Annotated in this window: 23 protein-coding genes and 1 pseudogene; 12 read left to right on the forward strand and 12 right to left on the reverse strand. The window is 65.7% G+C overall.

What is annotated here, in order from left to right:
* The first annotated feature begins 29 nt into the window (after positions 1 to 29).
* Positions 30 to 383, forward strand: coding sequence for a hypothetical protein (locus HDA45_RS28760; RefSeq protein ID WP_184900523.1), 354 nt, complete (start codon positions 30 to 32; stop codon positions 381 to 383).
* A gap of 66 nt (positions 384 to 449) precedes the next feature.
* On the opposite strand, the gene HDA45_RS28765 is transcribed toward HDA45_RS28760, so the two are convergent.
* The 5 genes from HDA45_RS28765 to HDA45_RS28785 all read right to left on the reverse strand — a co-directional run bounded on the left by HDA45_RS28765 (position 450) and on the right by HDA45_RS28785 (position 4,735).
* Complete coding sequence (locus tag HDA45_RS28765) at positions 450 to 1,661, reverse strand: amidohydrolase family protein (RefSeq protein ID WP_184900525.1); 1,212 nt, start codon at positions 1,659 to 1,661, stop codon at positions 450 to 452.
* Positions 1,662 to 1,724: 63 nt separating this feature from the next.
* Positions 1,725 to 2,123, reverse strand: coding sequence for a hypothetical protein (locus HDA45_RS28770; RefSeq protein ID WP_184900527.1), 399 nt, complete (start codon positions 2,121 to 2,123; stop codon positions 1,725 to 1,727).
* Positions 2,124 to 2,291: 168 nt separating this feature from the next.
* A complete protein-coding gene (locus HDA45_RS28775) occupies positions 2,292 to 3,137 on the reverse strand; it encodes a hypothetical protein (protein ID WP_184900529.1) in 846 nt (281 codons plus the stop codon).
* 219 nt (positions 3,138 to 3,356) lie between these two features.
* On the reverse strand, positions 3,357 to 4,094 hold the full coding sequence (locus HDA45_RS28780) for a lipase family protein (protein WP_184900530.1): 738 nt from the start codon (positions 4,092 to 4,094) through the stop codon (positions 3,357 to 3,359).
* A gap of 89 nt (positions 4,095 to 4,183) precedes the next feature.
* Positions 4,184 to 4,735, reverse strand: a complete 552-nt coding sequence (locus tag HDA45_RS28785; RefSeq protein WP_184900532.1) for a hypothetical protein — start codon at positions 4,733 to 4,735, stop codon at positions 4,184 to 4,186.
* Positions 4,736 to 4,850: 115 nt separating this feature from the next.
* Here HDA45_RS28785 and HDA45_RS28790 point away from each other — a divergent pair, with 115 nt between their 5' ends.
* The 3 genes from HDA45_RS28790 to HDA45_RS28800 all read left to right on the forward strand — a co-directional run bounded on the left by HDA45_RS28790 (position 4,851) and on the right by HDA45_RS28800 (position 10,095).
* Entirely contained in the window at positions 4,851 to 6,107 is a 1,257-nt protein-coding gene (locus HDA45_RS28790; protein ID WP_184900534.1) for a hypothetical protein, read from the forward strand.
* 10 nt (positions 6,108 to 6,117) lie between these two features.
* Positions 6,118 to 6,813, forward strand: coding sequence for an LbetaH domain-containing protein (locus HDA45_RS28795; RefSeq protein ID WP_221471258.1), 696 nt, complete (start codon positions 6,118 to 6,120; stop codon positions 6,811 to 6,813).
* A gap of 99 nt (positions 6,814 to 6,912) precedes the next feature.
* The gene (locus HDA45_RS28800) at positions 6,913 to 10,095 is read left to right on the forward strand and encodes an NACHT domain-containing protein (protein ID WP_184900536.1); all 3,183 of its coding nucleotides are present in this window, start codon (positions 6,913 to 6,915) and stop codon (positions 10,093 to 10,095) included.
* A gap of 125 nt (positions 10,096 to 10,220) precedes the next feature.
* Here HDA45_RS28800 and HDA45_RS28805 read toward each other — a convergent pair whose 3' ends face one another.
* Positions 10,221 to 10,760 carry a hypothetical protein gene (locus HDA45_RS28805; RefSeq protein WP_184900538.1) on the reverse strand — a complete coding sequence of 180 codons (540 nt, stop codon included), beginning with the start codon at positions 10,758 to 10,760 and terminating at the stop codon, positions 10,221 to 10,223.
* A gap of 100 nt (positions 10,761 to 10,860) precedes the next feature.
* On the opposite strand from HDA45_RS28805, the gene HDA45_RS28810 reads away from it, so the two are divergent.
* A complete protein-coding gene (locus tag HDA45_RS28810; RefSeq protein ID WP_184900540.1) occupies positions 10,861 to 11,436 on the forward strand; it encodes a TetR/AcrR family transcriptional regulator in 576 nt (191 codons plus the stop codon).
* A 24-nt stretch (positions 11,437 to 11,460) separates the two neighbouring features.
* Positions 11,461 to 11,949: a hypothetical protein gene (locus HDA45_RS28815; protein ID WP_184900542.1), complete on the forward strand. Its 489-nt coding sequence runs from the start codon at positions 11,461 to 11,463 to the stop codon at positions 11,947 to 11,949.
* Between the two features lie 5 nt (positions 11,950 to 11,954).
* Here HDA45_RS28815 and metK read toward each other — a convergent pair whose 3' ends face one another.
* From metK to HDA45_RS28840, 5 genes are all read right to left on the reverse strand, one after another.
* A complete protein-coding gene (metK, locus tag HDA45_RS28820; protein ID WP_184900544.1) occupies positions 11,955 to 13,154 on the reverse strand; it encodes a methionine adenosyltransferase in 1,200 nt (399 codons plus the stop codon).
* A complete protein-coding gene (locus HDA45_RS28825) occupies positions 13,123 to 14,028 on the reverse strand; it encodes a class I SAM-dependent methyltransferase (protein ID WP_184900546.1) in 906 nt (301 codons plus the stop codon). Before HDA45_RS28825 ends, metK begins: the two co-directional genes overlap by 32 nt.
* A 42-nt stretch (positions 14,029 to 14,070) precedes the next feature.
* The gene (locus HDA45_RS28830; RefSeq protein WP_184900548.1) at positions 14,071 to 14,838 is read right to left on the reverse strand and encodes a hypothetical protein; all 768 of its coding nucleotides are present in this window, start codon (positions 14,836 to 14,838) and stop codon (positions 14,071 to 14,073) included.
* A gap of 176 nt (positions 14,839 to 15,014) precedes the next feature.
* Complete coding sequence (locus HDA45_RS28835) at positions 15,015 to 15,377, reverse strand: hypothetical protein (protein WP_184900550.1); 363 nt, start codon at positions 15,375 to 15,377, stop codon at positions 15,015 to 15,017.
* Positions 15,364 to 16,329 carry a DMT family transporter gene (locus HDA45_RS28840; RefSeq protein WP_184900552.1) on the reverse strand — a complete coding sequence of 322 codons (966 nt, stop codon included), beginning with the start codon at positions 16,327 to 16,329 and terminating at the stop codon, positions 15,364 to 15,366. The genes HDA45_RS28835 and HDA45_RS28840 overlap by 14 nt, the downstream gene beginning before the upstream one ends.
* Positions 16,330 to 16,379: 50 nt before the next feature.
* On the opposite strand from HDA45_RS28840, the gene HDA45_RS28845 reads away from it, so the two are divergent.
* Together HDA45_RS28845 and HDA45_RS28850 are read left to right on the forward strand one after the other, a co-directional pair.
* On the forward strand, positions 16,380 to 16,685 hold the full coding sequence (locus tag HDA45_RS28845) for an ArsR/SmtB family transcription factor (protein WP_343072179.1): 306 nt from the start codon (positions 16,380 to 16,382) through the stop codon (positions 16,683 to 16,685).
* A 556-nt stretch (positions 16,686 to 17,241) separates the two neighbouring features.
* Entirely contained in the window at positions 17,242 to 17,454 is a 213-nt protein-coding gene (locus HDA45_RS28850) for a hypothetical protein (RefSeq protein ID WP_184900554.1), read from the forward strand.
* Here HDA45_RS28850 and HDA45_RS28855 read toward each other — a convergent pair.
* A complete protein-coding gene (locus HDA45_RS28855; protein ID WP_184900556.1) occupies positions 17,408 to 18,382 on the reverse strand; it encodes a LysR family transcriptional regulator in 975 nt (324 codons plus the stop codon). The two genes, HDA45_RS28850 and HDA45_RS28855, sit on opposite strands and share 47 nt — an antisense overlap.
* 104 nt (positions 18,383 to 18,486) lie before the next feature.
* Here HDA45_RS28855 and HDA45_RS28860 point away from each other — a divergent pair, with 104 nt between their 5' ends.
* From HDA45_RS28860 to HDA45_RS42490, 4 genes and pseudogenes are all read left to right on the forward strand, one after another.
* Positions 18,487 to 19,194, forward strand: coding sequence for a maleate cis-trans isomerase family protein (locus HDA45_RS28860; protein WP_246481413.1), 708 nt, complete (start codon positions 18,487 to 18,489; stop codon positions 19,192 to 19,194).
* Between the two features lie 66 nt (positions 19,195 to 19,260).
* The gene (locus HDA45_RS28865) at positions 19,261 to 20,025 is read left to right on the forward strand and encodes a sulfite exporter TauE/SafE family protein (RefSeq protein ID WP_184900560.1); all 765 of its coding nucleotides are present in this window, start codon (positions 19,261 to 19,263) and stop codon (positions 20,023 to 20,025) included.
* The gene (locus HDA45_RS28870) at positions 20,003 to 20,695 is read left to right on the forward strand and encodes a hypothetical protein (RefSeq protein WP_184900562.1); all 693 of its coding nucleotides are present in this window, start codon (positions 20,003 to 20,005) and stop codon (positions 20,693 to 20,695) included. The genes HDA45_RS28865 and HDA45_RS28870 overlap by 23 nt, the downstream gene beginning before the upstream one ends.
* A gap of 271 nt (positions 20,696 to 20,966) precedes the next feature.
* A pseudogene (locus HDA45_RS42490) lies at positions 20,967 to 21,461 on the forward strand (ABC transporter permease); the annotation flags it as partial.
* Positions 21,462 to 21,515: the final 54 nt, after the last annotated feature.

Consider the following 21,515-nt stretch of genomic DNA (forward strand, 5'->3'; position numbering starts at 1 on the left):
GGAAATCGGAAATGATCAATGGAGGGGAAATGAATAACGTGGGGATTCGCGGAATCGCGGCGACGGTGGGGGCCGTCGCGCTGGCCGGGGGTGTGCTGCTCGCAGGCGCGGGCACGGCGTCCGCCGACACCAAGGTGACGCATCACTCGGCGACCGGCGGGGAGGTCGGCACCAGTCACGTGGGCAGGTGGACGACGACCTACTACGACGGCGTCACCTGGAAGGCCACCGTGCTCGTCGACCGCGGCCGCAGTGGCGCCTGGACGCACTGCTCGGACGGCAGCGACCACTACGGGCCGCTGGTGGGACGGGGCAACTGGCTCTTCGGTGGCAACTGCCGCGGCTACGGCCACATCGTCAAGTACGGCTGGTACGACGGCTGACGGTTCGCTGGACGGCGGCCCGTCCCCATCTCCCTGGGGGCGGGCCGCCCGTCGCCGGCCGGTGGGTCAGAGGTCCACCACCGACAGGCCGTCGGCCACGACAACGCCGTCGTGCAGCACCGTGCGGTCCTTGCCGCGGTCCATCACCGCGCTCGTCGGCGTTTCGCCGTCCACCAGCAGCAGGTCGGCGCGGTCGCCGACGGCCACGCCGGGACGGTCGGCGATGCCGGCCAGCCGCGGGACGTCGTGGCGCATGATCGACGCGCCGCCCATCGTCGCGACGGCCAGCGCCATTTCGATCAGGTCGTCGCGGCGGAAGCCGTGCGTGAAGGCCAGCTGCCAGGTGCGGTCGAGCAGGTCGCAGTTGCCGTACGGGCTCCAGTAGTCCCGCTGGCCGTCCTCGCCCAAACCGACGCGGACACCCGCTGTCGTGAGATCCGCCAGGGACAGTTGGCCGTCGACGGACGGTGCGACGGTCGCCATCGCGATGTCCAGTTCCGCGAACGTGTCGATCAGGCGGCGGCTCACCGACTCCGAGATCGAACCCAGCTCGTACGCGTGCGACATGGTCACCTTGCCGCGCATGTCCAGCGCGCGGACCCGCTCGATCACCAGATCGGTCGAGAACACGCCCAGATGTCCCGGTTCGTGGAGGTGGATGTCCACCTCCACGCCGTACTTCTCGGCGAGCCCGAACACGACGTCGAGATGGCCCTTGGGGTCCTTGTCGAGCGAACACGGGTCGATCCCGCCGACCACCGTGGCGCCCGAGCGCAGCGAAGCCTCCAGCACGTCCACGGTGTCGGGCTCACGCAGGATCCCGGCCTGGGGGAACGCCATCACGTCGACGTCCGCGTGCCCGGCGAAGCGCTCCTTCGCGGCGAGCACGGCGTCGAGCTTCTCCAGTCGGCAGTCGACGTCCACCTGCGCGTAGGTGCGCACCCGTGTGGTGCCGTTGGCGATCATCCGCTCCAGCGTCCCGGCCACGCGCTCGGGCAGCGGAACCTCGGCGTCGCGCCAGTTCTCGCGGTCGTTCAGCATCATCGCCCACACGCCCGGCGCGCCCGTATGCGGCCGGAACGGCAGGCCGACACGAGTCGAGTCCAGGTGGACGTGCACGTCGCTGAACGACGGGAACAGCAGCCGCCCGCGTCCTTCGACCGTGCCGGGCGCCGTCACGGCGGCGGGATCGTGCGGCCGCACCGCGGCGATGAGGCCGTCGGCCACGTCGACGTCACTGCGTGGTCCACCCCACGGGCGGACGTCACGGATCAACACGGAGAGCACCTTCCTCGACGAGACCCCAGCGCGACCACTTTGGCATACCAAACTGAGCGCTTGCTACACCGCCGGTTGTGTCTCGTCTCGCAACCACCGGCTCGCCGTCCGCCAGATGGTCAGTGGGTCGGCATCGGCGGCATGCCAGCTGGTGGCGCGAGTGGTGCCGAGGTCGCGATACTTCCGCATGATCGCGACGTGCGCGGGGAGCCCGACGAAACCGCGCAAGCCTTTGCGGTCACGCCATACCGAGACCGACCCCAGCCGCCGTCGGAGCGGATCGGCCCACAGCCACTGGCCGACGGCGCCGGCCAGCCGAGGCCACTCGCGGCTGAGCGAGTAGCCGGCCAGGTAAGCGCCGGGCGTGCGCCGGAAGTGGTCCAGTGTCAACTCGGTGACACTGACCAGCACGTCTCCCGTGACGTCCGCCGCGGGGCCGGTGATCCATTTGCTCCTGATCATGCCGAAGATGATACGCACATGCTTATTATCGAGAGGTAAGGTTGCCACCCTGATGTCGCGAAAGCCACTTTCGGGACATCAGACGTCCCGAAAGTGGCTTTCGCGACACCCGAAGCCGGCACGCAAGCAGTGACCCGGCACGGTTGCCTGTTCTTCGGTTCCCTCGGATCAGGGGCGGTAGATCTCCTTGACCACGGTGATCTGGTCGTCGCCGTTCACGGTGATCCGCGCGAGTACCGGGTTGCCGTCCTTCAACTGCTGGAGCAGTTGATCCTGACCGCACGGCCGGCTGCCGTAGCCCTCGTCGTCGATGGTGACCGAGTCGCTCGGGCACAGCGTGGCCGCGCTGAACACCTTGACGGCCTTCTGCAGCGGAAGCCGGTACGTCTTGTCGTCGAGCGGCGCGGACTGGGTGTCCCGCTCGTGGCCGACCAGCTCGAAGCGCACCATCCGCGCTTTGGCGTCGTACCCGCTGAACTGCACCCGCTGGGTGGAGTTCGGGAACTTCCGGACCTGTCCGGTTCCGCCCGAGGGCCTGGTTTCCAGCTGCAGGGAGCTGTTGGGCACGCCGCAGACCACCGCGCCCTGGCTGCCCGCCGCGTCCGCCTGGCGGGCGCAGGTCCACTTCCCCTGGACGTCGAGCACCCGCTCGCCGGGGCCTTCGGCCTGCGGCAGCTTCTCGTAGTACTCGGCGATCACGGTGAACGCCTCGGTGCAGCCCGGCGTGGTGCCGTCGGTGGCGGCCACCGCGATCAGATCCATCTTCACCCGCCCGGGCGCACCGACCGGGCCACCGTGCCGGCTGCAGTTGACGTCGCCGTTCGCCGTGCCGCCGGAACCCCCGGCGGCCGCCCCCTGGCCGCCGCCATCCGGAACCTGCTCGACGGCCGCGTTCTTCACCGGAGAATTGTTTCCCGCGACACTGTTCCCACTGCACGCGGAAAGGAGCGCGGTGGCGGCGATCGCCCCGCCCACCATGACCATTTTGATTGTCTTCTTCGCGGTGAATTCCATTTCAGTGCCCCTCTCGCGGCCTTTGTTTCGAAGCTTTGCCCGGAAGACGTCAGAACCGGAATCGGGTTGCTTCGGGGGGCCGCTACGGCGCAGGGTTGCCCGAAGGTCCGATCCGTCCTGTCCCCGCGGGCAGAACCTCGGGCCGCCTCGCAACCTGCCGCACAATCGCTGGTGCGCGGGCAGAACGGACCCCGCCGACGCACCAGCGACCGCGACGGGTCACGGGATGACGCGGTTCCTCAGGTTGAACGGGTACGGGCCTTCACCGTGGATGTTCAGCTCGTTGCCCACCTCGAAACTGTAATACGGGTGCGAGCTGAAGTAGCTGTCCAGATTGGTGCCGCCGAAACAGATCAAATCCGCGCCACCGCCCGAATTGGGGCCGTTGCACAGGCTCAATGTCGGGTATCGGAAAGAGTCCAGCGGCCGGAAACCGGCGCCGCCGGGACCGGGAACGGGCAGGTGCCCGATCAGCCCGCCGGGGTCACCCGGCCAGTTCGACTCGACAGGCTGCCGCCTGCCGTCGGCGAACAGCACCCCCTGGACGTTCCGTCCGGGCGGCTCGGTCTCCAGTACGGTGCCCGCGACGAGGGCGCCGAGGCTGAACCCGACGATGTACACCTTGGTGTCGAGATCGCAGCCGTAGGTGACGTAGAGGTTGTAAAGCGCCGTCCTGAGGTTGGCGACACCTGCGTCGACGTCGGCGTACAGGTTGACGTCCCCGGCACTGTTCGGATACGGGATGCGCACCGGATCGGCGCCACCGGGCGCGAGCGCCGGGTCCAGAAGTTTCTGGGCCCCGCCGTCCTGGTAGCCCGGTACGACGAACATGACCGGCCCGCACGCGCCGTCGGGCTTGGCGGCGGCCTGTGCCACCCCTGAACCGGCGATCGCGCAGGCCAGGGTGACGGCGGACAGGACGGCTGTCGTGAGTGAGCGTGCTCTGGCTTTTCTCATCGGTTTCTCCCCGCTGGTGAATTCCCCGATGAACGTTAAGGAGCGTCGATGAAATATCGATGAAACGCTGTCGACGCGCCTCGGGGAAATCAGGACCAGTACGGCCGGGCCCGTTCGGCCGCGCGGACGATAGCACTTCCGTCAAGAGGTGTGGAAGTGGCGTCGATGTCCCTTTTCCGCCACTCGATGACGAACTCGAAGGGCGCTGGCGGGGGAAGCGGCCAGAGCCAAAGGCGTTGATCGCTCTGGTAATACCGGTCGTCACTGCTGAATCCGCCGCCCGCGTCGACGAGCCGGGGCGCTTCCGGACGTTCGGCGGGATTCGCCCAGCGGTGGAAGGCGTCGCCGACCGTGGTCGCCGATGAGCCGTCGGGGAAGCGGACTCCGAACTTCAGGTCGGCGTCGGTCGGCTCGGGAGGGAATCCTCTGGTGGAATACCTGTCGGTCAAACCCTTCCACGCCGTCTCGTCCCAGGAACCCCGCCGGACGGCCACTTGCAGCGTGAAACAGCAGCCCTCGCGAAAGGCGAGGGCGTGCTGCAGCGCGACGACCGTGTCTCCCGTCCTGACCACGAACTGCTCGATCGGCGCGGGATGGCCCAATATGTCCGTGGGCGGTCCCTGCCAGGCGTTCGTCCGCATGAAGTCACGATACCTTCGGTAACGATTCCCTTCCACGGTAACAATCCCTTTTCGCAACCCGACCCTTGGATTACCCCCAGTTCGTGACCGTTCCGGTGAAGGGCAGGCGCCGCCGATGCACGTGATAACCACAGCTCTGGTGTCGATGGACTTCTACATCGAGGTGACGACGAAGTTCCTTGCTGTCTTGGTGGCCGGTTTCGTGGTGAGAGTGTTGCGAGGGCCGATTCTCCGGCGCGGGAGGATACTGATCAAGAGCGGACCCGACTGGCTCGAACGGGCCGTCAGCAGGCAGGCCGACCGCCTCTACCCGAGTTGGCGGATCAAAACCGGCATACGGCGGCGGCAGGTTCGGCTCGAATGGCGATTCCGGACCGTGCGGCGGTTGCTCCAGCGCCGGCGAGGCTACTTCATTCTCGGCGGGGTCTATCTCGACCTGCTCGTGCGGCCCATCGGGGTGAAGCAGCTCGAAAACAAGGAATACAGCAATCTCGACCGAGTGCATTGCTCGTGGGGTGGATCCGCTTGTTATGTCGGCTACTACCTCTATGAAAACTTCGGGAAGAAGAGCTACCTGTATTCGAGGATCGGTGGGCTCGGCATGCTCAGCCGTGAACTGAAGAAGCTGCTGCGGCAGGAGCCGTGGATCAAGCGCGGCCGGTACGGAGACGGTGACCCGAGCGTGCAGTCGGGTGTGTCGATCCACCTGAAGCAGAAGGGCGACGACTATCGCACGACCTTCACGCACAAGGGCGCGCTCGAGGGGCTCAGCTGGGGCCCGGTGCTGAGCAAACTGGTCAAGAAGACCGGGCGAGGCGGCGTGCTGCACATCTCGGGCTACTTCAGGACCGGCTTGCACAAGGAACTCTGCGACTCGCTCCAGCGTCTTTCCCCGAACCTCATCGTCTGCGTCGACCACGGCAGGTTTCTTCCCGAGGATCACGCGATGTCCGCACAGGCCCTGCTGGATGCGTTCAGCAGGCAGCTGATCGACGTCTACATCTCGACACCGCCGGAGCTGCACCGGTTGATGGCACTGGCGGACGTGGACGTCGACGAAGAGCTGCCGACGGTGGAAAAGATGAAGATCTACGCGCGGCGGACGAATCTGCTCCCTCGGGTGACGGTGGTGCGCGGCGAGGTGACCGCCGAATCCGTCACCTCATATGTCGTCATCGACGGCCATCTGCTCGATCCGGTGACGGTCGAACCGGGGCTGCCGCCGTCGCACGACGTCCCTGGCAAGAACAACGCGTTCAACGCCGCACTCGCTTATCACTTGTCGAACGGTGATCCCGACGAACCGATGGTCGATCTGGTCAGGGACGCCGTCGAACGGGCTCTCCGGGCGTGGGTCGAGAACGTCGACTAAGGGGTTTCAGATGGTTCAGCCGAGTGTTTTCTTCGATCTCGACCACGCGACGGTTCGGCGGTTGTTCGACGGCGTCGACCGGGTGTGGGACCTGCTTCCGAGACTGTCAGAAGTCTTGGCGTCGTGGCTGGACGGCAGGCAGGTGATCGACGGTGAAGTCATGGCCGGTGCGGTGATCGGCACGGAACCGGTGTTCGTCGCGGCGGGAGCGCGGATCGAGCCCGGCGCTTACCTCCGCGGGCCCGCCTATGTCGGGCCGGGTGCGGTGATCCGGCATGGCGCCTATGTCCGGCAGAACTGCATTCTGCTGGACGAAGCCGTGCTGGGGCACGCGTCGGAAATGAAGAACTCCGTCATGCTGCCGAAAGCCAAGGCGCCGCACTTCGCTTACGTCGGCGACAGCATTCTCGGAAACGGAGTGAACCTCGGTGCCGGCACCAAACTGAGCAATCTGCCCATCACCGCACCCGGGCGCCGGAAGACGTTCCAGGTCGAGGTCGACGGCACGGTCTACGACACCGGGCTCACGAAGCTGGGGGCCATCCTGGGCGATGACGTCCAAACAGGATGCAACGTCGTGGTGAATCCCGGGACGCTGCTCGGCAGGGGAGTCCGGGTCTATCCCAACACGAACGTCCGCGGTCACCACGGCGCCGGCAAGATCCTCAAGCTGCGGCAGAACGTCGAAACAGCGGAGTGGCACTGAGGAGAACCCTCACGCTGCCAGCTTGAGCAAGTGGCGAATGTTAACGGGGCGGTCCTCCGCTCGATGTACAGCAGGAAACCTACTTTCTCGGAGTCGCCCATGCCTCGCAAGCCTTCCCTCACGTTCGCCGGCGCCTTGCGCATCCTCGGCAAGTACGAGCCAGAGGCGGTCGGCAAGCTTGACAAGGTGTTGGGTGGAACCATCCTCGCTGCCGGCGCCGCCGCCGTGATCGGCGGTGGCGCGGCGTTCGTGCCGGCGGCACTTCTGGCCGCGGTGTGGGGCTGGGTCGATCAGAAGAACGAGGCCACCGGGTTGCTACGAGGCCTGGTCGGGAAGTTGTCGGACCGGATGGCCGGCATCAGGGGTGTGGCGCGCCGTGACCTGATCATCGCCGCGCACAGCACCATCGTTGCCGCAGCGTTCTTCGAGGTGTTGGAGGAACACCTCGGCGCTCTGCGGATGCGTGAGCTGGCCGTCACTGACGCGGAACGGCGATTTCTCACCATCGGCGCCGGCAAGCACAACACTCAGGACTACTACGATTCCCTCTACTGGTCGGTGATCCCGTGTCCGTCGCCGTCATGCGGGTTCCAGGAGAACCTGTCAAACCTGGCCGGCTGGGTCGATGATGCGACGGCAAGGACCCGCGACTTCCTCAGCGGCCTCACCGCAGGTGCGGGCGCCGACACGGTGCACAGCACGATCTTCCGCGAGCAGGTTCTGGATCGATACCAATCCCACTACCTGGAGTTGGCGGAGAAAGCGCCGGAGTTCGTGTTCTGGGCCATGCTCGGAGAGCACGCCGCCACCAGGCACCGCCTCGAGGCTGTCAGCACCTATGTCCAGGCCGTCCTGCAGTTCCAGGGGCAGGCACTCGCCCAGATTCAGGTTCTGCTCGGCCTGGTCTCCGACCGTAGTGCCGAAATCGGCCGGCAACGCGAAGGGCTACGCAGCGCGAACGTGGGTGTGCTCGCCAAGCTCATCGTCCCGAGCGACACCGAGCGCTACGACACCGATGTCGTGTTCCCGACGATCGAACGAGCCTTCGTCACGCCGCACTACCGGATGGCGGCGCATGACAAGGACAGCCGCATCGCGGACGAGGACTGGTGGTCGGAACGTTCGGTCGCGCGGGATCTGGAACTGATGCTCGCCGCGTACTTCACCTCGGCCGACTCCACGTCGGTGCCGATGTTGCTGCTGGGGCACCCGGGCGCGGGCAAGTCCATCCTGACGAAGGTTCTCGCGGCTCGGCTGCCGCCAGAGGAATACACCGTGGTCCGCGTGCCGCTGCGCAGTGTGTCGGCCGGCGCGCCGATCGCCGCCCAGATCCAGCAGGCCCTGGACATCGCGAGCAACAACCGGTTGCAGTGGCAGGCGTTGTCCGACCAGGACACCGTTTTGGTGGTCCTGCTGGACGGTCTGGACGAGCTGCTGCAGGCCGCGGACTTCGACCGCAGTGAGTACCTACGGGAGGTCATGGACTTCCAGCGGATCGAAGGCGAGCAGAACCGGCCGGTATCGGTCATCGTGACGTCTCGGACCGTGGTGGCCGATCGGGTGGACGTGCCGGACGGCGCGACCGTGGTCAAACTGGACGAATTCGACGAAGACCAGGTCGCCGCCTGGCTGAACGAGTGGCGCGCCACGAATCTGCGGGCGATCCAATCAGGGACCGTGCGCGAGCTGACCGCCGCCGAGGCGCTTCACCAAGCTGACTTGGCCAAGCAGCCGCTGCTGCTGCTCATGCTCGCCCTCTACGCCGCCGATCCGAAGTCGCCGCAGCTCGACGCGGTCCTGTCGAAGTCGGCTCTGTACGAGCGGATCTTCGACAGCTTCGCCCGGCGCGAGGTGCGCAAGCACGCGGTAGGCCGGTTACGCCCCCAGGAACTGGAAAACTGCGTATCGGATCAGGTGTTTCGGCTGGCGATCGCGGCGCTGGCGATGTTCAACCGCGGGGTACAGAGCGTGAGGGAGACCGATCTGCGGTCCGACCTCACGGCGTTGACCGGACGAACCAACCTTCCCGACGACGAGGGTGCCAGGTTGCTCGGCGAGTTCTTTTTCGTCCACGCACCCGAGGCGATCATGCGGACGCAAGAACGTGCCTACGAGTTCCTGCACGCCACTTTTGGTGAGTACCTGGTGGCGCAGCACGGGGTGGGGGAGCTGGCCGCCTTGGCCAACGCCGCTTACGGTGGCCGCTACCAGGAGCGCACTCCCAACGACGAGGTGCTGTTCGCCTTGCTCTCCCACCACGCGTGGGCAGCGCGGCCGTCGGTGGGTGACTTCGCGAAAGAGATCTTCGCCGCTCTGTCGCCGGACGAGCAGGAGCACATTCGCCGAGCGCTGCTGGACCTGCTCGGATCATTCCGACAGCGGCGGCGGTCGACGGAGTTCGACGGCTACCGCCCGACGCCACTCGACTTCGTGCGACAGCTCGCGGCCTATTCGGCGAATCTGACCACGCTGTCGATTCTGTTCAGCGACCCAGAGGTCGGGTTCCCACTGGTGGGTGCTTTCGGCGACGACGAAGCCGAAGCGCTGGCGAACTGGCGGTCGATGCTGTCGTTGTGGCGGTCCGGCCTGGACCACGACAGCTGGCTGGCGCTGCTGTCCTCGTTGAACTTGAAGGACAACGCCACACTGGTCGACCACCCGCCGCTGTTCAAGAGTTTCGAACTGCCGGGCGCGGATGAGTACTGGAGCGCCAGGGTGGCCGGGGACGACTTGCACGCCTCTCGAATCCGGCGTGGGCTTGCTCTGGTCGATGGCGCGGAGTTTTACAATCAGGGGCCGGGTTGGGCGGATGAGGCACTTGCGTGGCTGCAAGCCCGGTTGTTCTCCCCTCGTGTCCTCCACGACAGATCGCACCTCCTCTTCGACCCACCGGAAAACGCGTCTGATGCGGACGTCGTATCTGTGGGTGAGGCGTTGGTACTCGTGTTGCGAGTACGTGCCCATGCGCTGACTCAGCAGTTCGTCACCAAGGCGCTGCAGCGCCTAGTCGAGTACCCAGATACCTTCAAGATCAGCCCGAACACCGTGTTGGCCGTCGCGTACGAGTGCCCGGAGGTGCTTCTGCGAGTCCCGAGGTTTCGGGACCGGGACTTCTATGTTGGTGTGCAGGACGCTCTTCACGCCGTTTTGGACCACGGCACACGCACTCTCCGTCCTGATCTCCGCCCGGAGTGGGAAGTGTTGCGGACCCGGCTTCTCGGTAAAGGTGTGCCTGTGCATTACTTCGATGACCCGTTGAGAGACGTGCTCAGCCGCTTCTGACTCCGTTGTTGACGCGCGAATTCTTCGAGCCTGCTCGGCGAACAGGAGCCCGATCACCAGGACGAGTGGATCGCGCCGATCGACGAGGCGTGGCAAGCCGCCGAGGCCTTGCGCACCCGGATGGTTCAGGTGCGCTCGGAGTAGCCGAGACGGATCGCCGAGACGAGGAAGAACACGCCGCCGAGAGCGGCGTATCCGGCCAAGTTGACCAATGACGCGTCCTGCTGTGTGGCTTGCAGGATGAAGGAAGTGCCGGCGACGGTGGAGATGGCCCCGCTGGCGATCATCGCCCACTGCCCGCCCAGTTTGCGGCGGCCGAGGCCGACGGCGAGCTGGATGAGGCCCGAGACGATCGCCCAGGTTCCCCAAACGCGCAGTACCGCCGGGATGCCGGAGGTGGCGGCGATCGCGAGGCCGATGGTCGCGATCCCGCTGATCGCGATGTTCCCGTAGAGACCCAGAACGGGCTTCTCGTCCTGCGATGAGCGCAGGTCGATGAGAGCGGCGACGACGTCGAACAGTGGGTACAGCACGAGCAGTGCGACGCTGACCGGCCCGAGCTTGGACGCGCTCGTGAACAACAGTCCAGCCCACACGAGGGCGAAGCCGAAACGAGCGAAGTACAAACGTCGCAGGACGGGCGCGACGACGGTCTGGCTACTCACGGGGGCTCCTAAAGTGAGGAGAACGTTCGGTCTACTTTGAGACTGGCAGTTTTCCGTGACCGCGTCAAGACCGAACGTTCTATCCCGTAAGATGCCGGTAATGACCAACGTCCGCGGCCAAGCCTCCAGCGCACGGTCCAAGCTGCTCGCCACGGCGACCAGGCTCTTCTACGCGGAGGGCATCCACTCCGTCGGCATCGACAGGATCGTGATCGAGGCGCAGGTGACCCGCGCGACCCTGTATCGGCATTTCCCCGGCAAGGACGACCTGATCGTCCACTACCTGCAGGAAGCCGACCAGGCCATCCGTCGCCAGGTGGACGCCATCGTCGCCGGGGAGTCGCCGGCGCCCGAGACCCTCCGGGCGATCGCCGAATCCATCGCGGAGGGCATCCGGTCGCAGGGCTTCCGCGGCTGTGCCTTCCTCAACGCCGCCGCGGAGTATCCGGACCCGGCCCACCCCGTGCACCAAGCAGTCCTCGCCCACCGCGAATGGTTCGCGAGCGTGATCACCGAAGTGCTGACCCACGTCGGGAAAGCACCGGCCGAACCCACCGCGCGGCGCTTCGTCCTGCTGCGTGACGGAGCAATGGCCACGGGCTGCCTGTCCGACCCGGAACCGATCTGCGAAACCTTCCTCCAAGGAGTCGAAGACCTGCTGCGGCTGCACACCTGACCCCTGGACGAGGATGAGGCGATCATGGAGCGATTCGAAACAGAGAGTCTCGCGCTCATCCCCGGCCAGTTGGTCCGTGCGACGGTGCTCAGTCACCATCCCTGGGGTGTGATCGTGCGGCTTGCCGGGTACGAGCGGGTGGGCGCTTCGATCGACATGGTCGAGCAGTTCGGCCGGACGACCAGCGGTCATGAGGAGTTGCGGGCCCTGTTCCCAGAGGTGGGTACCGAGATCGCCGCGGTGGTCGAGCAGGTTCGCCGGTGGAATTCCCCGGCGTGGGTCCGACTCAGTATCCGGCCTCGGGATCTCGAATCCTTCCGCTGGCCCTGTGCCTTCTGCGGAGACCCCGCCGTTCTCTCGGCCGGCGGGGACGGTCTCGTCCTCGACGTCCGCAGCAACGACGGCCCGGGAAGCCATACCGTCGTCGCCCACCGCGGTTGCCTGGCGGACCGGATCCGGCCGGAGGAGGTAGGTGAACGCTCGAGAGCCATGGAGGTCGGGCGCGCCCCCTGATCTCCTCAAGCCTCGGCGGCGTCTTTGAGCGCGGCGGCACGATCGGTGCGCTCCCACGGCAGATCGAGGTCAGCGCGACCGAAGTGCCCGTAGGCCGCGGTCTGGGCGTAGATCGGCCGCAGCAGGTCCAGATCACGGATGATCGCCGCCGGGCGCAGGTCGAACACCTCGCCGATCGCCCGCTGGATCCGGCCCGGGTCGACGTGCTCGGTTCCGAACGTCTCCACGAACAGCCCCACCGGCGCGGCCTTGCCGATCGCGTACGCGACCTGGATCTCCACGCGATCCGCCAGTCCGGCGGCCACCACGTTCTTGGCCACCCACCGCATCGCGTACGCCGCGGAGCGGTCCACTTTCGACGGATCCTTACCCGAGAACGCACCTCCGCCGTGCCGGGCCATCCCGCCGTAGGTGTCCACGATGATCTTGCGACCGGTCAGTCCCGCGTCACCCATCGGACCGCCGACGACGAACCGGCCGGTCGGGTTGATCAGGATCCTCGGCCGGTCCGCGTCCAGGCCGAGCGACTCGATCTCCGGCCCGATGACCTGCTCCGTGAGGTCCACCGCCAGCATGGTGTCCAGGTCGACGCCCTCGGCGTGCTGACTCGAGATGACCACCGTGTCCACGCGAACCGGCCGGTCGCCCGCGTACTCGATGGTCACCTGGGTTTTGCCGTCCGGCCGCAGATAGGGAACCGCGCCGCTCTTGCGAACCGCGGTGAGGCGGCGGGAGAGACGGTGAGCCAGCGCGATCGGCAGAGGCATCGACTCGGGGGTGTCGGTACACGCATACCCGAACATCAACCCCTGGTCGCCCGCGCCCTGCCGATCGATCTCGTCCAGTGCTTCGTCCACACGGGACTCGTAGGCGGTGTCCACGCCCTGCGCGATATCGGGCGACTGCGACCCGATCGCGACGTCGCATCCGCACGAGGCCCCGTCGAAACCCTTCGCCGACGAGTCGTAACCGATCTCGAGGATTTTCTGCCGTACCAGCGTGGGCACGTCGACGTAGGCTTCCGTGGTCACTTCGCCCGCGACATGCACTTGGCCGGTGGTGATCAACGATTCCACCGCGACCCGGCTGCGGGGATCGATCGCGAGCAGGGCATCGAGAATCGTGTCGCTGATCGCGTCACACATCTTGTCGGGGTGTCCCTCGGTCACCGACTCACTGGTGAACAACCGGCGATTCGCGGTCATCAAGGATCTCCTCGTCTGTCCGGACAGCCGGCGTCAGGTTGCTTTCCGCGGCCTCGATGCCGGGGATCGAGAGGTACAGGTCGGCGTAGAGGGAGCCGAGTTCTTCGAGCGTCGAAGTCGGTTTTCCGAGCGCCCGTGCGGCTGAAATCGCGGAGACGCGTTCCTGGTCGTCGGCGATGGTTCGCTGTTTCATCGGCCCGGCGATGCGTTCGGTCCGGAGTCCGTATTGCTCGAACCGGTGGAGGAAATCGGTGAAATCCAGCGTTCGCAGCACCGTGACGGCAATCCAGGGGAGGCGATCGGGCGGTAGGTGCCCCAGCAATCTGGCGAAGGTCTTCTCGGTGACGTAGCCGACACATCCGGTGGAGACGATCAGGTCCACTCCGTCGAGGGTTCGCCGGAGTTCGTCGGGTGCGTCGCCGTGTTCCAGATCGACCACGTGCCCTGAATCGAGGAGTCGCGTGGCTGTCGCGTAGCTCACGGCTGAAGGGGATATGTCGATGCCGTGGATGCTCAGGCCGGTTCGGGGGGCGAAGCGGGAGAAAAACGCCTGGTCGTAGCCTATTCGCGCCGCCCGGACCTGGCCTTGGGGACGAGTCGCGTAGTGGTGGTAGACAGCTTCGAGAGGGATGTCGTATTTCAGCAGCGCCGCGTTGACGCCGTATGAACAGCCGACGTCGAGTATCTTCACCCGATCGCCGCCACGAATGGCTCGGATTTCGTCGATGATGCGCAAGAACCACGGAAGCGAATTCTGTGGTATCTGATAGTCGAGCCTGCTCATTTCCGCGTAATAAGGAGACGCGTCGTCGGATCGGTAGACGTCATCCAAATTGATCTTCGCTGAATTGAAGTGCGTGTATGCAGTCGACATCGATCACCTTCGCGTAGATGATGTTTTGGAGACTGATCCGCTCTATGCTTTCGCGTGCCAGCGCGAGGCCAGGTAGGCCGGGACCTGGCGACCTCGCACATCACTGAGGTACTGGTCGACCCAGTCGTAGTCGGGGTTGTCCGCGGCCAGGTAGTACAACGGGTTGTCGTCGATGAAAGGCTGGTCCCGCGATCGCAGATTCATGTTGAGGCTGACGCGATACCCGCTCCGGATGGGGGCGGTGCGGTGCAGGACGCGCATCAGCTGGGCCAGGGTGCTCGCCCCCAGTCGATGGGGGACGGTGATCAGATCGCGTTCGGACAACGCGCCGTGTTCGTCGAGGCTGGTGAAGCCGGTTTCGTAGTCTCCGTGGTAGATCTGCAGTTCTCCGCCTTCGACGTCGTGCATGGCCAGCGGCACGATCTCGGTGGCCGGCACTCCGTCGGCGTGCCAGGCGATCGTTCCGTCATCCGGGTTCGCGCCCATGAAGGTGATCGTGGTGCTGATCACCGATACCGGATACGGCTCGAGTGCCGTTCCCGCCAGTTCGCTGAGCCTGTCGAGGCGGCCGGGATGGTGGACCAGTTCGAGTATCTCGGGTATCGCGACATGTGCCTTCCGGATGAAGCGGAGGTTCAGATGTCGTTTCTCGCTGGCCTCGTCCTTTATGCGCTGAGCCTTGTCGAGTATCAGTCTCAGTAGTTCGGGATCATAGTCGAACTCGGCCTGCTTCAGGCCTAGATCCGATATCTGCCAGTATGACTTCTTGCCGATGAGTTCCGCTCTGGACTTTTCTTCGAAGACGCGCACGAGTACCTCCCCGATACTTCAGCTTCTCCCAAAAAAGCGACAAGGCGTGCCCGGCCGAGGCTGTCGTGAGAATTTTACCAACTATTTGCATCTGGCGCCAAGCGATTCTCAGTAAGTGGAAACCCTGTGGCAATCGGGTGAACAACCGCGGATTCAATGATCCGTCCGGTCTTTTTCTATCGATCCGAGAGTCCGGAAAGGAGAAACTGCATATCGGCGAGAACGCGACGCAGATCGTGCGCGGCACCACTCGCCACGGCCGACCAGTGATTCACCGCGAACACCTCGTTTTCCACGGAATCGGACGAACCTTCCGACGACAGGAGGTCCTGCCGCCAGCGTTGCATCAGCTCGTTGTTGATCGTGGTCACGCCGGTCGCGATCGCCTCGAGCACGTTCACGAGGTTTCCGGTGACGAGGTAGAGATCGGCGGTGGATATCGCCGGGTTGAGCGCTGTCCTCGACACCGGAGGGGCGACGGTGCGCCGAAGGTGTTCGACACTCAGGCGTGTCCGGTCGAGGGCGTCAGTGGCCAGCATTGCGCAGCAACTCCGGAGTCGAGGTGTTCGGTATTGTCTCGTCGCCCGCGTGGTTCCGTTCCGCCTCGGGGTTGCGGCTGAGGAGGAGCACGCCGATATTGCACGCCAGGATCAGGATCGCCCCCACCACGGTCAATGCGGTGACCGGTGCGCCCGCCACGATCAGCAACGCCGTGGACGCGAACGGGGTGAGGTAACCGATCGCGGCGATCACACTGGGATGGCCGCGGGCGCTTGCCGCCGTCCACAAGAGATATCCGGCCGCCATCGGGCCGATACCCAGGTAGATCGACCCCGGCCATTCCGACACCGGTGGCCACGCCGCACCACTGATCCCGGATCCGATCCAGGCGACGACGGTTCCCGCGATCGCCGCGGGGAACAGAACCCGCACGGTCCGCAACCGCGATCGGCCCGCCGCCACGGTGTAGAAAGCCATGCAGGCAGCGGAACCCGCCGCAAGCACGTAGCCGACCAGTGAGCCCGGGGACAGACCCTCCGCTCCCGCGCCCAGTAGTAGCACCACTCCGGCCATCCCGAGCGCCGACAGAAGCAGCTGCGGCCAGCCTCGGGTGATTCCCCGCGACCACGCGCCCCATACCGCGATGAGTAGCGGCCACCCGTAGGAGATCGCGTTCGCGTCGAAGACGGGGGCGAACGCGAAGGACACCTTCTGGAGAAAGATCGTGCCCGTCAGCCCGACCATCCCGACAGTCAGGCCACGCCAGCCTGGCGAGTTCGGCCCCCTTGTCCATGTCTCCCGCGCGGCCTCGCGTGAGCGAAGGGCGCCCCACGCTCCCACGATGGCCAGCGTCGCCGCGGCCGCGCCGTACTGCAAGGTCAGCAACTGCAAGGCCGTCACGCTGCGCAGCGCTTCCGCGGCCACTGTCGCGTTGGTCGCCCAGAGTGCGACCGCCAGCAGGGCGGCACACACCGAGACCAGGCTGCGCATGATCGGGACCTTACTTGTGCGGTAAGCTAGTTAGCAAGTAGGCTAAATAGGTGAAGCTCAGTGACGTGGCCGCGGCGCTCTCCTCCGATGTGCGCATCAATATTTTGCGGTGGCTCAAGGATCCTCAGGCCGAGTTCGTCTCCGAGCGCGAAGGCGACCTCAGTGAGCACGGCGCGTGTCTCTCCCTCATCGCCGCCAAAGCCGGGATCTCCGTCCCCACCGCCTCCCGGCATATCGAGAGGCTCATCCAGGTCGGGCTCGTCAAAACCACCCGTATCCGCCCCTGGAACTTCCATGCGGTCGACGCCGAGGGCCTCGACAGGGCCCTGCGGCTCTTCGACGAACTCCGGGACTAGGCGGTGTCCGGTGAGTCTGGTCGATGGCTTCGCGCCCAGACTTACTCCGGCAGCGCCTAGGTGGGGTCGGCTCCTCACGACTGCCGTGCAGCGGTGTCGCGAAAGCCACTTTCGGGACGTCTGATGTCCTGAAAGTGGCTTTCGCGACACCGGAGAGAGCTGACGAGACCCTTTTGAGGCGGGGCAGGGCGGGCGGGGCGGGCGGCGGCGTTGCGAAAGCCACTTTCGCAACCCTCAACGTTGCGAAAGTGGCCTTCACAACGCGCTCCCGCAGGCCCCTGCACCCGCTGCCCCGATCCTGACGACCCGTAGCCCACCCGAGCCTCACCGAAAGCACGACACTCACCGAACACTGAACCCCTGCAAGCGATCATCCAGAACCGCCTGAGCAGCCCCGAAGTCCTCGAACCCGTCGACCTCGAAAGACCCACCCCCGCCCCGGCCCAGACCCTGGTCCGGGCGTACGCCGCCAGCCTCAACCCGGTCGACTGAAAGACCCGCGAGACCGACCCGATGAGCGATCCCGCCGTTCGTCCTCGGCTGAGACAATTCCGGCGTGGCCGAGGAAGTCAGCGCGCACGCGGAGTACGCCGCCACACCGAGCCGTCACTTCGGTGCTCCGGTCGAATCCCGCGATCACGCCGACCATCTCGCCATCACGGCCGCCACCGGACGGCCCGGCGAACCGGTCGCGCGGGACTGGGCGGTGTCCGTCGGCTCGGTCAGCGGTGGGACTCACCTCTGCCGCCGCGCCTGCCGCCGGGGGTGACCCGCTGGGCGATGTCGGGCTCCACTTCGGTGCCGGCGAACCGCTGCAGCTCGGCGAGCAGCCGGATGACACCGGGCGCCGCGTCCTTGCGGTACAGGGCCGTGACGACCCGGGATCCGGGGTCCGCGATCGCGTTGCTCACCCGCACGTTCGACGCCGGATGCTGACGCAACGTCAGCGCCGGGATGATGGTCGCGCCAAGCCCGTGCGCGACCAGGGCGATCAGTGTCGGCGCCGAGCCGGTGCCGATATCGTGGGCATCGAGCTCGAGTTTGTGTCGGCGGCACAACCGTTCCAGCTTGCGGCGCGTCGCGGGGCCGGACGATGTGGTGATCCAGGACCTCGCCAGCAACGTCCGCGCGTCGACATCGGTCGGCCAGGTGTCGGGAATGATGACCCGGTACGGATCACGCATCAGATCGACCTCGACCAGTTCCGGTGGCCTGGCGGCGTCGCCGGCGCCGGGGCGCACGCTGAGCAGCAGGTCGAGATCGCCCGCGGCCACCTTGCCGACTCCCTCGGAGTCGGACATCTCGAAGATGCAGGGATCCATCGCGGGATCCGCCATGGCCATCCGCATCGCGACCGGCGCGGCCAGTTCGCTGAGCGCGACCGAGAACCCGCCGACCCTCAAGGGGCCGTGTGCCCCTTCGCGAAATTGCTCCAATCCGCGATCCGCTTCGGCCAACGCCTCCGCCACGCGATCCGCGGAGTCCGCGAGCGTGTCACCCGCCGGCGTGAGTCGGATGGCGCGTCCGCCACCACGATGTTCCCTGTCCACCAGTGCGAGTCCGACCTCCTTCTCGAGTTTGGCCAGATGTTGCGAGACGCCGGAGGGCGTCAACTGGAGTGCGCGCGCGGCGGCGAGAACGCTGCCCCTCTGACGGACGGCGCGCAGGACGAGCAGGCGACGTGGATCGAGCGACATTCAGTCAAACTACCTCAGAACGGCAAAATAAGTAACTTTACCTTAGGTCGGCATTCGTCGAGACTGGTGACGAATGGGGTCCGCGAGGAGAGGGAACGGTGAACATGACCTACCCACTACCCGACTTCGCACCGGAACCGAAAGCGCGAATCGGGTTTCTGCTGTTGGACACCGACCACGGCTCCGATCGAGAGATCCTGTCGTTGGTCCCGGCGGACGTCGCGGCGAGCCTCGTCCGCGTTCGAAACTACGAGGGCAGAGACTTACGGGCATGCAAAGACGAAATCGTCGACGCCGCGCGCCTGGTGTACCCGGACGCCCGGGTGGACGCGGTCGGATACGCTTGCACGTCCGGCAGTTTTGGCGAACTGGGGCGCCTTCTCGGGGGTCGCGGCCCGGTTGTGACGACTCGGGATGCCGTCGTCGCGGCCTTGGCGGAGCTGTCGGTGTCGAGGATCGCCTTGTTGACTCCCTACACCGAACAACTGAATTCCGTCATCGAAGCCGACATCGGTGCTCAAGGGATCGAAGTGCGAAGCAGCTGTGCGCTGGCGATCGACTCGAACGACCTGATCGCACGCCTGTCACAGCGAACGATTCTAGACATCGCGGGACGGATGTTGGCGGAGGACGCGGTGCAGGCGATTCTCATCGGCTGCAATGCGTTGAGGGTCGCGTCATCGATCAGGTACCTGGAAGAGACTTACGGCAAGCCGGTGATCACGAGTAACCAGGCCTTGGTGTGGCGACTGCTCCAGATCAGCGGATATTCATCCGGAAACAGGGACGGCGGGGCCCTGCTGGGAGCCTGATCGTTCCAGGCCGTGCCGGATTCGCGGCGAGGTGATTCGAACAACCGAGGACGGTGCGGCGGTCAGATGGGCACGGGAGAAGTTTTGGCGGTGCTGGCGGCCGGCTTCGGCGCAGGTGTGCTGAACACGGTGGTCGGCTCCGGGACCCTCCTCACTTTTCCGATCCTCGTCTCGATCGGGATCCCGCCGATTCAAGCCAACATCGCGAACAACATAGGTCTCGCGCCGGGTTCGATCAGCGGAGCCGTCGGCTATCGATCGGAGTTGACCGGGCCCGCCTGGCGGGTGATCGCCTGCTGCGCGGCCGCGGCGGGAGGCGGCGCGCTCGGCGCGATCCTGCTTTTTCTTCTGCCTGACAAGACTTTCGAATCAATCGTACCCTGGCTCATCGGCGTCGCGGTGCTGCTCATCGCGGTGCAGCCGGTGGTGTCCAAATGGTTGCCGAAGAATCAAGAACCGGCGCAACGGCCGTCCCGCGGCAAGTCCACCTTGCTGATCGTCTCGGTCTTCCTCGCCAGTGTTTACGGTGGATATTTCGGCGCCGCGCAGGGAGTGATACTGATCGCCGTCATGTCGCTGCTGATGGAGCAGAGCCTTCAAGCGATCAACGCCCTGAAGAACCTGCTTCAAGGGGTGGACAACCTGGTGTCCGCCTTGCTGTACATCTCCATTTCCCAGGTGGATTGGCTGATCGTCGCGCTCTTGGGAAGCGGATCGATCATCGGCGGCCAAGTGGGAGCTCTTGTGGCGAAAAGGGTTCCAGACGCCTGGTTCAGGATCGCGATCGTCATCGTCGGCATGGTCGGACTTGTCGTATTCGTTGGGAATTAGCGAGGATGCGCATATGCTGAAGTCGTTGTCGCTGGCAAGCTCGGAGATCGAAGTGCGGGGTACGACTCCGGAAGGCTCGCCCTATCAAGGAACGGTGTCAATCGAAGGTGACGGAGACGCGATCAGACTGCACTGGTCACTTGAGTCCGGCCACGAGACGACGACCTTTTCGGGAATAGGCATCGAATGTCATGGGCGGCTTTGCGTGGCGCGCAGCAGGTCCGTGGAACCCGCCATCCCGGAAACGTATCCCGGGGTGGTGAACTACGACATCGAAAGCTTGGGGCGCCTCCCTGCCACGTGGTACCACCCCGATCTGGCGGGAGAACTCGGTTCAGGGGTCTCCACCGGCGGCCCGACCGATCGGATATGCGGCGTGTACCGGGCGGACTACGGTGCCGGCGGGTCGGAATTCCCCAGCCTGACCAAGGAGATCACGGAACACCGTGGCCGTCTCCGGGCAAAATGGTTCCACGGGGAAGTGCTGGAGTACGCGGGCGTCGGGTTCGTTTGGGAACAGAACTTGGTGGTGGCGTGGTCACAGCCTCCCCGGCAGGACCTCGACGTCCTGCTTTACGAGGAAACCGACCGTGGTCTCGCCGGTGCGAAGTGGTTCGATTGGTCGAGCGCCTCGACTTCGGCGGGTTCGGAGACCTTGATCGCGCGCTGATCGTCGGTCAGCGCGCCAGGCCCGCGCGGGTCGACCAGGGCCGGGTCAGCCGGATCTTTACGTCGAGCGGTGGACAGGAGCCCCGTGGACATGTTGGGCTGAGACCCGGCCGAGCCCGAAGTGGTCGGCTGTTTTCTGCCCTGCGACGTCGAGGAGCGGCGCCCTGAGCCTGTCGGAGTACCTCCGGGAGAACTGGATCGACGTCGTGAACGACGCGATCCTGCACGTGGATCTCACCCTGGCGGCGATGGCGCTGGCCGTGCTGGTCGGAATGACGATCGGCCTGCTCACCTACCGGCGGCGATGGCTCGGCGCGATGGCGACCACGACGACGGCGGCGTTCCTGACCGTCCCGTCGATCGCGCTGCTGGGCATCCTGATCGGCCCGTTCGGGCTGGGACTGACGAATGTCCTGTGCGCACTGGTGCTCTACGCGCTTCTGCCGATCACGCGCAACACGATCGTCGGGCTGCGTGGCGTCGATCCGGCCGTGGTGGACGCGGCGCGCGGCATGGGGTTCGGCCGCGCGCGGCTGCTGTTCCGTGTGCGCCTGCCGCTCGCCTGGCCGGTGATCCTTTCCGGCATCCGGGTCTCGACGCAGATCACGATCGGTATCGCGGCCATCGGCGCGTATGTCAAGGGCCCCGGCCTCGGCAACGAGATCTTCGACGGGCTCGGCCGGTTCGGCTCGGTCAACTCGCTGAACCAGGTACTCACCGGAACGCTCGGGATCATGGTGCTGGCGTTGCTGTTCGACCTGGCCTTCGTGGTGGTCGGCAAGCTGACCACACGACGACGTCCCCGTGCCCGCGCAGCGATG

This window comes from Amycolatopsis umgeniensis (assembly GCF_014205155.1).
GTDB classification, from domain to species: Bacteria; Actinomycetota; Actinomycetes; order Mycobacteriales; family Pseudonocardiaceae; genus Amycolatopsis; species Amycolatopsis umgeniensis.